General features: G+C 72.1%; 9 protein-coding genes. 3 read left to right on the top strand and 6 right to left on the bottom strand.

All coding sequences use genetic code 11. The annotated features are described in order from the left end of the window. The first annotated feature begins 8 nt into the window (after positions 1–8). Positions 9–5,660 carry a tetratricopeptide repeat protein gene (locus JUB11_RS33190; protein WP_207459107.1) on the top strand — a complete coding sequence of 1,884 codons (5,652 nt, stop codon included), beginning with the start codon at positions 9–11 and terminating at the stop codon, positions 5,658–5,660. A 78-nt stretch (positions 5,661–5,738) separates the two neighbouring features. Here the strand turns inward: JUB11_RS33190 and JUB11_RS13670 are convergent, their stop codons facing one another. The 3 genes from JUB11_RS13670 to JUB11_RS13660 form a co-directional block, all read right to left on the bottom strand. Then, entirely contained in the window at positions 5,739–5,924 is a 186-nt protein-coding gene (locus JUB11_RS13670; protein WP_207459106.1) for a YdcH family protein, read from the bottom strand. 213 nt (positions 5,925–6,137) lie between these two features. Next, positions 6,138–9,884 (bottom strand): tetratricopeptide repeat protein, encoded by a 3,747-nt coding sequence (locus JUB11_RS13665; protein WP_207459105.1) that lies wholly within the window; start codon positions 9,882–9,884, stop codon positions 6,138–6,140. A 92-nt stretch (positions 9,885–9,976) separates the two neighbouring features. Then, positions 9,977–10,834 (bottom strand): tetratricopeptide repeat protein, encoded by an 858-nt coding sequence (locus JUB11_RS13660; protein ID WP_207459104.1) that lies wholly within the window; start codon positions 10,832–10,834, stop codon positions 9,977–9,979. A gap of 246 nt (positions 10,835–11,080) precedes the next feature. Here JUB11_RS13660 and JUB11_RS13655 point away from each other — a divergent pair, with 246 nt between their 5' ends. Continuing rightward, entirely contained in the window at positions 11,081–11,695 is a 615-nt protein-coding gene (locus JUB11_RS13655) for a hypothetical protein (RefSeq protein ID WP_207459103.1), read from the top strand. 46 nt (positions 11,696–11,741) lie between these two features. Next, entirely contained in the window at positions 11,742–11,963 is a 222-nt protein-coding gene (locus tag JUB11_RS13650) for a hypothetical protein (RefSeq protein ID WP_207459102.1), read from the top strand. Between the two features lie 29 nt (positions 11,964–11,992). Here JUB11_RS13650 and JUB11_RS13645 read toward each other — a convergent pair whose 3' ends face one another. The 3 genes from JUB11_RS13645 to JUB11_RS13635 all read right to left on the bottom strand — a co-directional run bounded on the left by JUB11_RS13645 (position 11,993) and on the right by JUB11_RS13635 (position 14,694). Beyond that, on the bottom strand, positions 11,993–12,412 hold the full coding sequence (locus JUB11_RS13645; RefSeq protein ID WP_207459101.1) for a flagellar basal body rod C-terminal domain-containing protein: 420 nt from the start codon (positions 12,410–12,412) through the stop codon (positions 11,993–11,995). Between the two features lie 96 nt (positions 12,413–12,508). Then, entirely contained in the window at positions 12,509–13,627 is a 1,119-nt protein-coding gene (gene opgC, locus JUB11_RS13640; RefSeq protein WP_207459100.1) for an OpgC domain-containing protein, read from the bottom strand. Between the two features lie 41 nt (positions 13,628–13,668). Continuing rightward, entirely contained in the window at positions 13,669–14,694 is a 1,026-nt protein-coding gene (locus JUB11_RS13635; protein ID WP_207459099.1) for an ATP-binding protein, read from the bottom strand. Positions 14,695–14,868: the final 174 nt, after the last annotated feature.

The following is a 14,868-nucleotide window of genomic DNA, read 5'->3' as shown; positions in this document are numbered from 1 at the left end:
GGCACGCGGTGGCGGAGCACGGGGACGGTGCCGGCACGGGAGAGGTGAACGCGGTCTCCGGGCCGGCCGATCTTCTCGCCAGGGCCAGGGAGCATCAGGCCCACGGCCGTAAGGCCGAGGCGGCCTCCTGTTTCCACGAGGCGGTGAAGGCCGATCCCGCGAGCGCGGAGGCTTGGCGGGGGCTCGCTCTGACGCTCGCCGCCCTGCACCATCCGGATGCCGAATGGTGCCTGGAACAGGCGTTCTCCCGCATGCCCGGCGATGACCTGCTCGGCGGAGCGCTGGGGAGGCTGCTGGCGCGGCGCGGCCGGCACGCGGAAGCCGAGGCTGTCCTCGCGCGGGCCGTTCGCCATAACCCCGCCTCCGCTCTTCTCCAGATCGCCCTCGGCAACGCCCTGCAGGCGCAGGGACGGGAGTCGGAGGCCGCCGCGCGGTTCCAGGACGCGATCCGCTGCGGCGATCGCCACGAACCCGACGCGCTCTCGGCGCTTTTCATCAATCTGGGCGCGGTGATGCTGCGCCTCGGCGACGGCGGGAGCGCGCTGGGGGCGTTGCGCCGCGCCCTGGCGCTCGCCCCGGCGGATCGCCGCGCCCTGAACAATCTCGGCATGGCCCTGAACCAGTCGGGCCGGCCGGTCGAGGCCTCGGCCGCGTTCCGCCGCGTCCTGAGCCTGAACCCGGCTGACGGCAAGGCGCTCGACAACCTGGGCGGCCTTCACCAGGACCGTCGCAATCACGAGGCCGCGGTCCGGCTGCGCCGCCTGTCCATCGTGGCGGCACCCGGCAGCGCCGATCCCTACGCCAACCTCGGCGGCCTGCTCCTCGACCTCGACCGGTTGGCCGAAGCCGAGCGGGCCTGCCGGCGGGCGCTTCGCCTGGAGCCGGGCATCGCGGCGGTTCGCGACGGGCTTGGCGCCGTCCTGCAGGCGCTCGGCCGGTGGGCCGGGGCGGAGGCGGAGCATCGCGCGGCACTCGCCCTGGACCCTGCGGAACCGGCGGCCCACGCCCATCTCGGCATCCTCCTGTCGCGCTGGGGCTCTGGCAGCGCGGCGGAGGCTTCCTTGTCCCGCGCCCTGAGGCTCGACCCGGAGCACGCGCCGGCCCGCCTCCACCTTGCTTTCGTGCTGCTCGACCGTGGCCTCGGCCCGGAAGGTTGGAAGAACTACGCCTGGCGGTTTCGGGCCAAGGGGTACGCGAACCGGGCCATCGAGGCTCCCTCCTGGGATGGGGAGCCGCTGGAGGGCCGGCGTCTGCTGGTCTGGCGGGAGCAGGGGGTCGGGGACGAGATCCTGTTCGCCTCTTGCTTTCCGGATCTCGCCGGGCGTGCCGGCGGGCTGGTGATCGAATGCGATCCCCGTCTCGTCACGCTGTTCGCCCGTTCCTTCCCCAGGGCATCCGTCCGGCCGCAGTCCGTTGCCCCGGATGGAAGCGAAACGATCCGGCCTCCCGACTGCGAGTTTCATGCGCCTGCCGGAGGCGCGCCTCGGTTCCTCCGGTCCGGCTTGCGGGCCTTTCCCTCCCGCCCGTCCTGGCTTGTTCCGGACCCGGCGCGGGTGGTGCTCTGGCGCGATCGGCTGGAAGCGCTCGGGCCGGGGCTGAAGGTCGGCATCGGCTGGCGCAGCCAGCTCATGACCATGCAGCGCCGGGCGGCCTACACGAACCTGGAGGACTGGGCGCCGCTGTTCCGCGTTCCGGGGCTGGTGTTCGTGAACCTGCAATACGGCGACTGCGCGGAGGAGATCGAACGGGCGGAAGCACGCTTCGGGGTGCGCCTGCACCGCTGGGCGGAGCTGGACCTGAAGGACGATTTCGAGGCGGCGGCGGCGCTGGTGTCGAACCTGGATCTCGTGATTTCGCCGGCCATGTCGGCGGGGGAGCTGGCCGGGGCGCTGGGCGTGCCGGTCTGGCGCTTCGGCGGGCGGGACTGGACCCAGCTCGGCACGGGGGTGCGGCCCTGGTTCCCCTCCATGCGCCTGTGGCAGCCCCGTCCCGGCGAAGCCCTGCCCGACGTCCTCGCCCGCATGGCGCGCGAACTCGCCGCCGGGTTGGCGGCTTCGAGGACCGCGCCGGCCTCCCAAGTGAAAGCCGCCGGAACGGCTGGCGCGGGAACTCCTACGGACCCTACGGCGGGGCTTCCGCCCGCTCTCCTCTCGCGGGACAGCGGCCGGCTGCTGGCGGCGGCGCTCGAAGGCTACCGCGCCGGCGATCTGGACGATGCGGCGCGGCTCTGCGCGCTGATCCCCGACGGGGCGCCCGAAGGGGGGGCGGCGCTTCATCTTCTCGGCCGGGTGGAACTGCGCCGGGGCAGGCCGGACCTGGCGGCCGGCCTGCTGGCGCGCGCGGCGGAGCGGGATCCCGGCAACGCGTCCGTCCATGCGGGACGCGCCACGGCGTTGCGGGCGGTCGGGCGGGTGGAAGAGGCCTGCGCGAGCCTGCGCAACGCCGCCGCGGCCCAGCCGGAGTCCGCCGTGCATTGGCTGAACCGGGCGGCTCTCCTGGGCGCGCTCGGGCGGGTGGCGGAGGGCTTCGACGACTGCCGGCGGGCGATCCGCCTCCAGCCGGACCTTGCTCTTGCCCACACGCATCTGGGGGGGCTGCACGCGCAGCGCGGCGATGCGGCGGAGGCCGCACGCCGCCTCCGCCGGGCGCTGGCACTCGCGCCGGACGCGGCCGATGCGACGACCAACCTGGGCAACGCGCTGCACGCCCTGGACCGCATGCCCGAGGCCGTGTGGCTGTGGAGGCGGGCGGCGCGGCTGGCTCCGGACGGCACGCCCGGCCTCGCGGCCAGCTTGACGAATCTCGGCAACGGCGAGGCGGCGCTGGGACGGACGGGGGCGGCGGAGGCGGCCCACCGCCGGGCGCTGGCATTGGCTCCCGACATGGCCGAAGCGCATGCCAATCTGGCGCATGTGATGCGGCGCCTGAACCGCCCGGAGGCGGCGGAGTCCGGCTACCGGCGGGCCTTGTCGGCCAACCCCGCTTTCGCCATCGCGCATTACAATCTCGGGCTTCTTCGTTTGGAAAGGGGCGAGCTTCGGCCGGGCTGGAATGGGGTTGAGCGGCGCTTCGCCACGCCGGAGTTCCAGGGGCAGGAGCGGCGCCTCGCTGCCCGCGTCTGGCGCGGCGAGAACGTCGCCCGGGCCCGCATCCTGGTGTGGCGCGAGCAGGGGGTGGGCGACGAGCTGATGTTCGCGTCGTGCTACGGCGACCTCATGGCGCGCGCGGGCCATGTGGTGATCGAGTGCGACCGCCGCCTGACCTCGCTCTTTGCCCGCTCCTTCCCCGGCGCCACCGTGCGGCCGCCGACCGCCGATCCGCGCGACGTGGATGTGTGCGTCGCCGCCGGCAGCCTGCCGCGCCTGCTGCGCCCGGACGCGAAACGCTTCCCCTCCCGCCCGTCCTGGCTTGTTCCGGACCCGGCGAGGGTGGCGCTCTGGCGGGAGCGGCTGGAAGCGCTCGGGCCGGGGCTGAAGGTCGGCATCGGCTGGCGCAGCCAGCTCATGACCACGCAGCGCCGGGCGGCCTACACGAACCTGGAGGACTGGGCGCCGCTGTTCCGCGTTCCGGGGCTGGTGTTCGTGAACCTGCAGTACGGCGACTGCGCGGAGGAGATCGAACGGGCGGAAGCGCGCTTCGGGGTGCGCCTGCACCGCTGGTCGGACCTGGACCTGAAGGACGATTTCGAGGCGGCGGCGGCGCTGGCGTCGAACCTGGATCTCGTGATCTCGCCGGCCATGTCGGCGGGGGAGCTGGCCGGGGCGCTGGGCGTGCCGGTCTGGCGCTTCGGCGGGCGGGACTGGACCCAGCTCGGCACGGGGGTGCGGCCCTGGTTCCCCTCCATGCGCCTGTGGCAGCCCCGTCCCGGCGAAGCCCTGCCCGACGTTCTCGCCCGCATGGCGCGCGAACTCGCCGCCGGGGCGGCAGGCTCACCGCCGACGGAGGGGGGCACCGGGCACGCCGCCCGTGATGCCGCCGCGGAGGATGTCGAGACGCTGCTGGAAGAGGCTGTCGGCCACCACCGCGCCGGACGTTCTGACAACGCAGCGGCGCTCTATGCGGCAGCGCTCGCGCGCGATCCGGACCATCCGGTGGCCCTCCACCTGTCCGGGCTGCTGGCCCACGAAGCGGGGGACCAGGTTTTGGCCGCCGCGCGCATTGGCCGGGCAGTCGCGCATCGCCCCGATTACGCCGCCGCACAGGCAAGCCTTGGCACCGTTCTGCTGGCGCAGAACCGGCCGGAAGAGGCGGCCTTGCGCTTTCGCGCGGTGCTCGCGTTGCGCCCCGGCGATGCGCCGGCGATGACGAATCTCGGCAACGCGCTGGACGCCTCCCATCATGATGAGCGGTCGATCCTCGCTCATCGGCGCGCGGCGGACGCCGATCCTTTCCTGGCCGCGGCACACGACAATCTCGGCGCCGTGCTCTGCCGGCTTGACCGGGCGGAGGAGGCCGAGGCCCGGCACCGACGTGCCCTTGCCCTGGATGCGGGGCTGGTCGCGGCCTGGATCAACCACGCCATTGCGTCGCGCCGTCTCGGCCGCCAGCCGGGCGCGCGGTCGTCGCTCGCCCGTGCGCTCGCCCTTGATCCCGCCTCGGGCGACGCCATGGCCAATCTCGGCCGGCTGCTGCGGGACGGCGGGATGGCCGTTGCGGCGGAGCGCTGGTGCAACCGCGCGCTCGCCGTCGCTCCGGGTGAACCGACCGCCGCCTTCAACAAGGCGCTCCTGCAGTTGGGCCGCGGCGATCTGGGCGCCGGCTGGGACGGCTATGACCGGCGCTTCCTGACCCGCGCGCTCGCCGGTGCCGCGCGCGCCACCGGTCTGCCGGCCTGGACCGGGGAGGATCTCGCCGACCGGAGCATCCTTGTCTGGGGGGAACAGGGCATCGGCGACGAGCTGATGTTCGCCTCCTGCTACGGGGACCTGATCCAGCAGGCCGGTTCCTCGGTCATCGAGTGCGACCGGCGCCTGGTGCCGCTCTTCGCCCGGTCCTTTCCGCGCGCGTCCGTCCGCGCCGCAGCCGGACCGCTGGCTCCCGTGCCGCCTGGGCCAGGCCTCCAGGCGGCAGCCGGCTCACTGCCCCGCTGGCTGAGGCCGTCGCTTGCCCGTTTCCCGACCCGGCCCGCCTTCCTGGTCCCCGACGCCGGACGCGCAGCCACCTGGAGGGAGCGCGTCGCGGCACTCGGGCCGGGACTGAAGGTCGGGATCGCCTGGCGAAGCGGCCTGATGACCGCGGACCGGCTGGCGAACTACGCGCCGCTCGACCGCTGGGGACCGGTGTTCGCGGTGCTCGGCGTGACTTTCATCAACCTTCAGTACGGCGACTGCCATGCCGAGCTGGACGCCGCCCGCCGGGACATGGGCGTGGTCTTGCGGGACTGGAGCGACCTGGACCTCAAGGACGATCTCGACGGGGTGGCCGCCCTCATCTCCTGCCTGGATCTGGTCCTGTCGCCGGCGAGTTCGGTGGGAGAGCTGGCGGGGGCGCTGGGCGTGCCGGTCTGGCGTTTCGGGGCCGCCGGCGACTGGACCAGGCTCGGCACGGGCGCACGTCCCTGGTTCCATTCCATGCGGCTCTTCCTGACCGGCCCCGGCCAAGCCGTCCCGGATCTGCTGCCGGTGATGGCGCGGGAGTTGCGGCGGCTGGCCGGGCCATGAGACCCCAAAAAAACCAGAGGCGGTGCGATGCGCGCCGCCTCTGGCCTTTGGTCTTCGTAATGATTTGGGAAGGTTAGGTCAGTGAGTCCTGCTGGAGGAGGATTGCGACAAGCGGTCGATCTCTTCCTTTACGTGCAATTTTTCAAGCTTCATTCGCTTGAGCGCGCCTTCATTGGGCCAGGACCGCTTGCTTTCTTCAATGATGGCTTGGTCGAGGCGAAGGTGCTTCTGCTGCAGGGAGGATAGGCGAGCATCTGAATGCATGATGTGCTCTCCGTCTGATGAAACGGATACTGCCGGCGACCGGCAGGCCGCACTCGGCAGTGTTCACCCATCAGGGCTATTCCTCAACACAAAAACGTCACACTACCCCTATTACGGAAGACTTGGCCCTCCTTCCGCCAGTCGAAGGCGGAGGCTCATTCTCCTTCGGTCTAGGAGGACTACCGCTTTTCGCCAGGAGCTCCGCCGCCCCGTTCAGGCTTGCTCCGTCCCAGCCCGCCTCGCGCTATGGCTGTCGGCCGCCAGGACCCGTGCGATGCGGGCGATCACCGCGCCGAAATTCTCGCCGGGGCGCGGCTGCCACATCCGCATGGATGGAAACCAGGGGCGGACCGCCGTGCCGAGATGCGTCCAGTCCCGGCCGCCGAGCCGCCAGACCGGAACGCCCAACGCCCCCGCCAGCTCGCCCGTGGAGGTCGGGGCGACGATGACGAGGTCGAGGTTGGCGATCAGCGCCGCGGTCCCCTCGAAATCATCCTTGAGGTCGAGGTCCGGCCAACGGTGCAGACGCGTCCGCCCGTCCTGCTCCACCGACGCGATCTCCGCCGCGCAGTCGTCGTATTGCAGATTCACCAGACGCAGGCCGGGCAGATCGAACAGGGGACGCCATTGTTCGATGCGCGTGTAGGAAGCGGCGCGGTAGGCGTCGATCACCTGGCTGCGCCAGCCGATCCCGACCTTCAGGCCGGGGCCGAGTGCGGCAACCCGCTCCCGCCAGAGGGCGGCGCGCTCCGGTTCCGGTGTCAGATAGGCGCCGTCCGCCGCCGTCCGCGCGGGGAAACGGTCCAGCCGCCGCCGCAACAGCGCCGGGAGCGAGCCGGCGGCCATCTGCAGGTCGGCCTCGGTTCCTCCCGTGTCCGGTGCTTCCGCCCGCACCGTTGCCCAAGGGAAGGCCCGGCGGAACAGCGGGACCAGGCGCCGGTCGCATTCCATGACGACCTCGCCGTCAAGCCTCTCCAGCTCCCCGTAGCAGGAGGCGAAGAGGATCTCGTCGCCGATGCCCTGTTCGGCCCGCAGGATCAGCCGCCGTCCCTCCAGCGGCTCTCCGGTCCAGAGGGGAAGCGGGGGCCGGCCCGCACCCTGGGGAACACGCGCGGCGGCGCGCTGTTCGTAGCCGGTCCAGCCGGTTTCCAGATCGCCCGCCGCCAGCCGCAACAAACCGTGGTTCCAGCCCGCCAAGCCGTGTCCGGGATCGAGCCTCAAGGCTCGCCGCAGGTGCCGTTGAGCGGCCGCCGCGTCGCCGCCGGCGCGCGCCATGGTGCCGAGGTTGTTGTGCGGATCGACCGTGTCCGGACGCAGCGCCAGCGCCCGCCGGTAATGGGTGGCCGCCTCCGCGAAGCGGCCCTCCAACTCGTGGGCGTGGCCGAGATTGGTGTGCGCCGCCGCGTTGTCGGGGGCGGTGGCGACGGATCGGCGATGCCACCGTCTCGCCGCCGCGAGCGCCGCCTTGTCCTTGTGCAGGGCGAGACCGAGATGGGTCAGCGCCTCCCCGAAGTTCGGCCGCGTGGCCAAAGCGCGGGCGAAACAGGAACGCGCGTCCCGGTGCCGGTCCCGCGCCTGATGCGCCAGCCCCAGATGGTTCCAGGCCTGTGGGAAGTCCGGATCCCGGCGGAGGGCGGCGGTGATCATGGCCACCGCCTCGTCGTGGCGTCCCGACTGAAGGGCGGCGAGGCCGAGCAGATGCAGGGCGTCCGGATGGTCCGGGGCGTGATCGAGCACGGCCCGGTAGACGGCGGCGGCCTCGTCGAGCCGGCCCTGCCGGTGCAGGTCCATCGCCCGTCCCAGCAGGCCATCGATGTCCGGCGGCGTGGCGGACGGTGCCGCGGGCGGCACGGCCGAAGCCGCGGGCGGCGCGAAAGGACCCTGCTCGGCCGGCGGGTTCCCGGTCCCAGCCGCCGCGCCGGCCTGTGCCGGGCCGCTCCCCAGGTCGCGCGCCATGCGGGCGAGGACGTCGGGCAGGGCTTCGCCGGGACGGGGCTGCCACAGGCGCATGGAGGGAAACCAGGGCCGCACGCCCGTGCCGAGCTGGGTCCAGTCCCGCCCGCCGAAGCGCCAGACCGGCACGCCCAGCGCTCCCGCCAGCTCCCCCGCCGACATGGCCGGCGAGATCACGAGATCCAGGTTCGACGCTAGCGCCGCCGCCGCCTCGAAATCGTCCTTCAGGTCCAGGTCCGCCCAGCGGTGCAGGCGCACCCCGAAGCGTGCCTCCGCCCGTTCGATCTCCTCCGCGCAGTCGCCGTACTGCAGGTTCACGAACACCAGCCCTGGAACGCGGAACAGCGGCGCCCAATCCTCCAGGTTCGTGTAGGCCGCCCGGCGCTCCGCCGTCATGAGCTGGCTGCGCCAGCCGATGCCGACCTTCAGCCCTGGCCCGAGTGCGGCCAGCCGCTCCCGCCAGTGTGCCGCCTTTGCCGGGTCCGGAACCAGCCAGGAGGGCTGTGGCGTGAAGCCGGACAACTGCTCCCGCAGAAGCCGGGGCAGGGAGCCCGCCGGGATCTGGAGATCGCAATCCGGCGGGTTTATGGTTTCGCGCGCGGTCTCCTGCGCCGCCCCCTTGACCGCCCCCTCTGCCGCCGGCTCCATCCCGGCGCTTTCCGCCCGTATGGTGGCGCCGGGAAAGGAGCGGGCGAGGAGCGGCACGAGGCGGCGGTCCGCCTCGATCGTCACCGGCCCTCCGGCCCACTCGACCACGTCGGCGTAGCAGGAGGCGAACAGGATCTCGTCGCCGACGCCCTGCTCGCGCCAGATCAGGAGACGCCGCCCCTTCAGCAGTTCGCCCGTCCAGAGCGGCGCGCCGATGCGCCGGTCGGGCCTTGCCTCGCCCGCCGCGAAGCGCCGGTCGTAGCCGAGCCATCCGCGCCCGAGGTCGCCGCGCCTCAGCGCCAGGAGCGACAGGTTGAAGCTGGCCGTCGCCAGGCCGGGCTCCGCCGAAAGCGCCGCCTCGAAGCAGGAGGCGGCCTCTTCCAGCTTGCCCTGGGCCTGAAGGGCGTTGCCGAGATTGTAGCGGGCCTCCGGAAAGTCGGGGCGCAGCTCCAGCGCCTTCCGGTGGCACTGTTCCGCCTGCGCGTGGCGGCCCAGCCGCTTGAGGACGCTGCCGAGGTTGTTCAGCGCGGCGGCGTGGCGCGGAGCGTGGCGGATCGCCTCGCGGTAGGCGAGTTCCGCGCTCTCGAACGCGCCGCGCTGCTGGAGCATGGCGCCGAGATTGTAGTGCGCGTTCCCGTCCTCCGGGCGCAGGGCCACGACGGCCCGGTGCTGCGCCAGCGCCGCGTCGAGCCGGCCGCGCCCGGCCAGCGCGTCGCCGAGGTTGGTGCGCGCTTCGGCCATGGCGGGGGCGAGCGTCACGGCGCGCGCGAAAGCCGCGATCGCCGCATCATCCGTCCTGCCTGTTCCGCCCGCGTGGCCGAGGATGCGCAACGCGTTGCCCAGATTGTACCAGGCCTTGGCGTAATCCGGGCGCAGGATCAGGGCGGCCCGGAAGGCCTGGACGGCCTCGGCGGGCTGTTCCAGCGCCTGCAGTGCGTTGCCCAGGTTGAAGCGGGCAGCCGGCGCGTCCGGGCGCAGGCGCGCGGCATGGCGGTGCGCCTGCGCGGCTTCGGCGTGGCGGCCGAGCGCGGCCAGGGCGTTGCCGTGATTGTCATGGAAGTCCCAAACGCCGTCCAGCCGCGCGATGGCGCGCCCGATCAGCTCGAGCGCGGCGGCGGGCTGGCCCATCTGAAGCGCGAGCACGCCGCTGAGATGCAGGGCGTCCGGATTGTTCGGAGCGTCCTTCAGGACGGCGCGGTATCCCTCTTCCGCCTCCCGGTAGCGGCCCGCCTGGTGGTGTCCGACCGCCTGCGCGAGCAGGGCGGACGCCTGTGCCGGGCTGGACGCGGCCGGGGAATGAGGAGGCTGGCCGCCGGACGCGCGCCGCCGGCCCGCTTCCGGGCGCCTGTTCTTCGTCATCGACCGTCCGCGCTCAGTGCCTGCCTGCCGTTCGGCGGAAAGGATCGGCCGCACATGGTAAAGAAGCCGTTATTCCCGCGCCCTTCGCCATCTCACCCGCGCGCCGCGTGCGGGGAGGGCGGCGCGTCGCCGCCCGTCTCGCCCGTCTCCTCCGCCCTACGGTCGAGCAGGGAAAGGGTGATGGCGAGGTTCCGGCGGGCGTCGGCGTGGCGCGGGTCGAGCCGGACCGCGCGGGCGAAGCTCGCCGACGCCTCTTCCAGCCCGCCCGAACGGCCGAGCGCGATGCCCAGGTTGAAGGAGGCCGCGGGGAAATCCGGGATGATCGCCAGGGCGCGGCGATAGGCGGCGGCGGCCTCGTCCTCGCGGGCGGCGGCGTAGAGCGCGTTGCCATGGAAGAAGGCGATGTCCGCGTCGAGCGGCGCCAGTTCGGCGGCGCGGGCGAGGCTGGGCAGCGCGTCGCCGCTGCGGCCGGCCTCGACCAGCAGGCGTCCATGTTCGAGCAGAAGGCCGGCGAGCCGTTGCCGGGGCTCCTCGGGCATGGGGTCGGACGCGACGGCGTGTTCCAGCGCCAGGACGGCGCCGCCGCTGTCCCCGGTCGCCCGCAGGGCCAGGGCCAGTTCGGCCCAGGCTTCGGCATGGGCCGGCTCCAATTCCAGGGCGCGGCCGTAGGCCGCCCTCGCGGCCTCCATGCGATGTGCCACCCGAAGGATGCTGGCGCGGTTCGCGTGCATGTCCGCCGAGTCCGGCCGCAGGGCGAGCGCGCGGGCGATCAGGCCGAGCCCGGCGTCCGGCTGGCCGGTCTGTCCGGCCAGGACGCCGAGGAAGTGCAGGGCATCCGGCTGCTCCGGCTCGGCGTCGAGGATCCGCGTGTAGAGTGCCTGCGCTTCGCCGAAGCGCCCGGCGATGTGGAGTTCGAGCGCCTGCGCCAGCGCTTCTTCGATCGTTGCCATGCGGGCGACCCTAATGGAGCCATCCCGGCGCGTCCATACGGGCATCCGCCCGGATGCGCATCCGAACGAATGCGCATCCGAACGAATGCGCGGCGGGCGCGGGGCAGGGGGGAGCACCCGGTCCGCTCGGCGGATCGGCATAGGCCGATACATGGTGAAGAAAGTCTTTATGCCCCCCCCCCCTTTACGCGACCGCCCGGGCGCTGTAGCTTAATATTCACCTAAAATTCTTCGGGTGCGTCGGTCATGAACGTGGCATCCGCCTCTTCGACGGCCTTTCAGCCGCGCGGCATCGTGCAAACCCCTGCGGGCGACGCAGCCGCGCAGGCCGGCACCCGGACTCCCGCCGCGCCGGCCGCCGACCGGCCGGATGTGCGTTTCGGCGCTGCCGCCGGCCCTCCGCCCAATGTGGACCTGGAGCCGCTGACCGGCCGGTACCCGGTCATCGCCTACAGCTACGACGCGGACGCGGCGCGCCTCGTCATGCTGTACCGCGACCCGGCGGACGGAAAGACCGAGGCACAGATCCCGACGGCGGCGGCGTTGAAGCAGTACAAGGCCGCGCGCCAGGCCGAGAAGGACGCCGAGCGGCAGGCCCTGATGATCGTCGTCGGCGGCGAGGGCTCCGGACCAGGGACCGCCGGGCCGGACGCGGCCGGGCAGGGGAACGCTGGAGGTGGCGGGCGAAGGACGGCCTCGCGCATCGGTGGTCCATCCATGCCCTCCGATGCGGCTTCCGCCGCGCCTTCTCCTGTGGCATCCTCCATCCTGTCCGCCGGTCCGTCAGTCGGCGGATCCTCGACCGCAGGCTCCGCGCGGGCCTTCGCCGAGGTGGCCGGCCGCGTGGACGTAACCGTCTGAACGGCTTGCCAGCCTGCCTCAATCCTGAAGGGAGCGCCGCGCGCCCATGTCCCTGGAAATCGGTTCTTCGACCATGGGTGCCGCCATCGGCCTGAAGCAGGCGCAGGGGCAGGTCGCCTTCGGCGTCAAGGCGCTGGGGATGGCCGCCGACCAGCAGCAGCAGTCGATCACCGCCCTCCTGTCTCCCGGCACCGGGGCGGCCACCGGATCGGGTGCCGGCGGCAACGTCACCGAAACACGCGGTCAGAATCTCAACATCGTGGTCTGACCCTTGGTCCGGCCGGCACCGTCCGGCCCTCAGACCTTCGCGTCCAGCAGCGACTTGACCATTTCGTCCTCGGTGCGGACGACGGCCACGTTTGCCTGATAGGCCCGGCCGGCGGCGATCTGATTGATCCGCTCGCGCGCGAGATCGACGTTCGGCGCGCCGACCATGCCTTCCGCGTCGGCCATGGCGGAGTCCGGCTCGTATTCCGGCAGGAAGGCGGGGGTGATCGGGGTGAAGACCGCCCGGGTTCCGGCCCCGCCATTGCCCGCGCGCGTTTCGGTCTGGGCGACGCCGACCGGCGCGTAGGGGGCGGGCTTGCCCTGTGCGGCGGCGGTGCTGCCGGGAAGGGCGCCCTTGGTCAGGACGTTCGCCGTGTTGGAGGCCGAGGCTTCGACCCGACGGGTCTGGGCCATCATGCCGCTGGCGGCGATCTGAAGCGTGACGGACATCGCGGCTTTCCTGCTCTCCTGCCCCGGCTTCCTCAAGCTTAAGCACGATCCTGCCGGTTGCGGCAAGCCCGTCCCGTCAGGCCCATACCGACGAAGTCACGTCGCCGCCCGCGAAAGCCGGGCCTGCTCGATCACGGCGCGGCTCCATTCGATCAGGAGGGCGAAGGCGAACATGATGCCGACCCCGCCGAAACCAGTCAGGATCTGGACGGGGATGCGGTCGCCCAGCAGCGTGTTTCCGATGTCCGCCATCGGCGCCAGGATCACGCCGAGGCAGAACACCTCCAGCGAATGGCGGCCGATCCGCCGCAGGTTGCGGCTCAGCGGCCGGTCGAGCCAGGGACCCGCCGGCACCCAAGCCGCCACCACGGCGGCGAGCGCCAGGGCGTGCAGAAGGCGCAAGGGGGCGAGGCTCGTCTTGCTGATCGGGTAGATCAGCTCGGCGGCGGCCCTCGGCATGATGGCGTCGTGCAGTTCCGGAAACCGCCAGGAAAGCGCCAGCAGCGCCGACAGAAGCAGGTAGCCGATGGCGGCGGCGAGCAGCGGACGGGGAAGCCGCCAAGGCCGCCCCTCCCGCGCGCGCAGGGCGGCGGCGGCACCCAGCAGGAACAGGAACTGCCAGGCCAGCGGGTTGAAGAACCACCACTCCCCGCGCTGTCCCGGCATGTTCCAGTCCAGCAGGAGCGTCAGCGCGTAGAGCAGCCCGGAGGCGCCGAGCACGAGGCCGCGGGCCTTCATCAGCCCCGGCAGGAGCGCCGCCATGGCCAGGAGAAGCAGGATGTAGAGGGGCAGCGGGTCCATCAGGTTCGGCTTGAAGCGCAGGGTCAGGGCATCGACCAGCGCCTGTTCGGTGTCCAAAACGAAATAGCCGAGATGCATCTCGGCGACGAAGTCGCGGGTTTCCACCCTGGCGTTGGCGACGAAGACCACGCCCATCAGCAGGACCATGAGGAAGATGTGGGCGACATAGAGGGTCCAGGCGCGCCGGAGGACCCGGATGGCGGCGGGAAGCCAGCCGTCGCGCGCCATCGCCCCGCCATAGGCCAGGGCAGCGCTGTAGCCCGCGAGGAACACGAAGGTTTCCGCGGCGTCGCTGAGGCCCAGGTTGCGCGGCGACACCAGCCCGAGAAGGCTTCCGGGGACATGGTCCCAGAAAATGAAAACCAGGGCGAGGCCCCGGTAGAGATCGATGCGGCCGTCCCGTCCGGCTTTCATGGATTCTCCCGATCCGTCGCGCGGATCCGTGCCCTCGCGCATCAGACGTCCTGTGGTGCCAGTTCGCCCACGGGAAGGCGCACGGTCGTGCGGAGCCCGCCGCCGTTCCCCTCGCCGACATCAAGGGATCCCTGGAACTGTTCGGTCAGCTGCCGGACGATCTGGCTTCCAAGGCCGCTCCCCTGCGGTGCCGTGGAACCGGCACCGCCGGCGAGTCCGACGCCGTTATCCTGGACGGTCAACACGAAATCGTCGCCGTCCCGTCGGAAGGCGACGTCGATGCGCCCCGCGCGCCCGTCGGGGAACGCGTATTTCAGCGCGTTGGTGATCAGCTCGTTCGTGATGATGCCCAGCGACAGGGCGGCCCCGGGGTCGATGTCCGCGGGTTCCACTCGCGCGTGCAGCCCGACGGGGCGGACCGCCTGCATCAGCCGCAGATCCTCCACCAGCTGCTCGAGGAAGAGCTTCGCGTCGACGAGCCGGCTCCCGTCCTGCTGGCGGAGCCGCCCGTACACCTTGCCGAGGATGCCGATGCGTTCCGTCGCGCGGTCCAGCGCCTCGTGAAGGTCGCCGCCCTGCGCCTTGGCGAGCTGAAGATGGGCGATGATGAACTGGATGTCGTTCCGGATGCGGTGGTGCACCTCGCTCAGCAGCAGGTCCTTTTCCTGGTCGGAGGCCGCGAGCCGCTCCTTTGCCTGCTGGAGCGACCGCAGCGCGTTTCGCAGCACGTCCATGACCAGCGTCATCGCGGTGCCCAGCAGGCCGAAGATGATCAGGACCAGAAGGTCGTCGGCGCTTTCCACGGCGAGGCGGAAGAGCGGCTCCGCGAAGAGCATGGCTTCGGCGGCGACGCTGAGCCCGGTCGCCAGCAGGCCGGAGCGCTTGTCGAACAGCAGCGCGGCCAGGAAGATCGCCGGCAGGTAGAGCAGGACCAGCAGGCTGGGCGCCGCCTCGCGCAAGCTCATCCAGATCAGCGTCGTCACGAGGATCATGAAGGCCGTCAGGCCGTAGCGCCACAGCCAGGACGGCTGGGCTCGGGTCAGCAGCGTGATCAAGTAGCTTTCCATGGAACTCAAGGCGCGCTCCGCCCGGCTCTGCCGCCCCTGTGGGGAGCCATGTCCATCACGCCCGAGGGGAACGCGGCGGCAAGGCCCGGAGGGCACCTCGCCCGGCCCCTCGGGCCGAAGGGCCGTCTTCTGCTCCGGTCATCGGGGGCGTGGTTGGCGTGCATGGGCGGATGT

It is taken from the genome of Azospirillum sp. SYSU D00513, assembly GCF_017356015.1.
In the GTDB taxonomy this organism is placed as follows: Bacteria; Pseudomonadota; Alphaproteobacteria; order Azospirillales; family Azospirillaceae; genus Azospirillum.
Note: the sequence above shows the minus strand (reverse complement) of the source record. Positions and strands in the feature narration are given on the sequence as shown.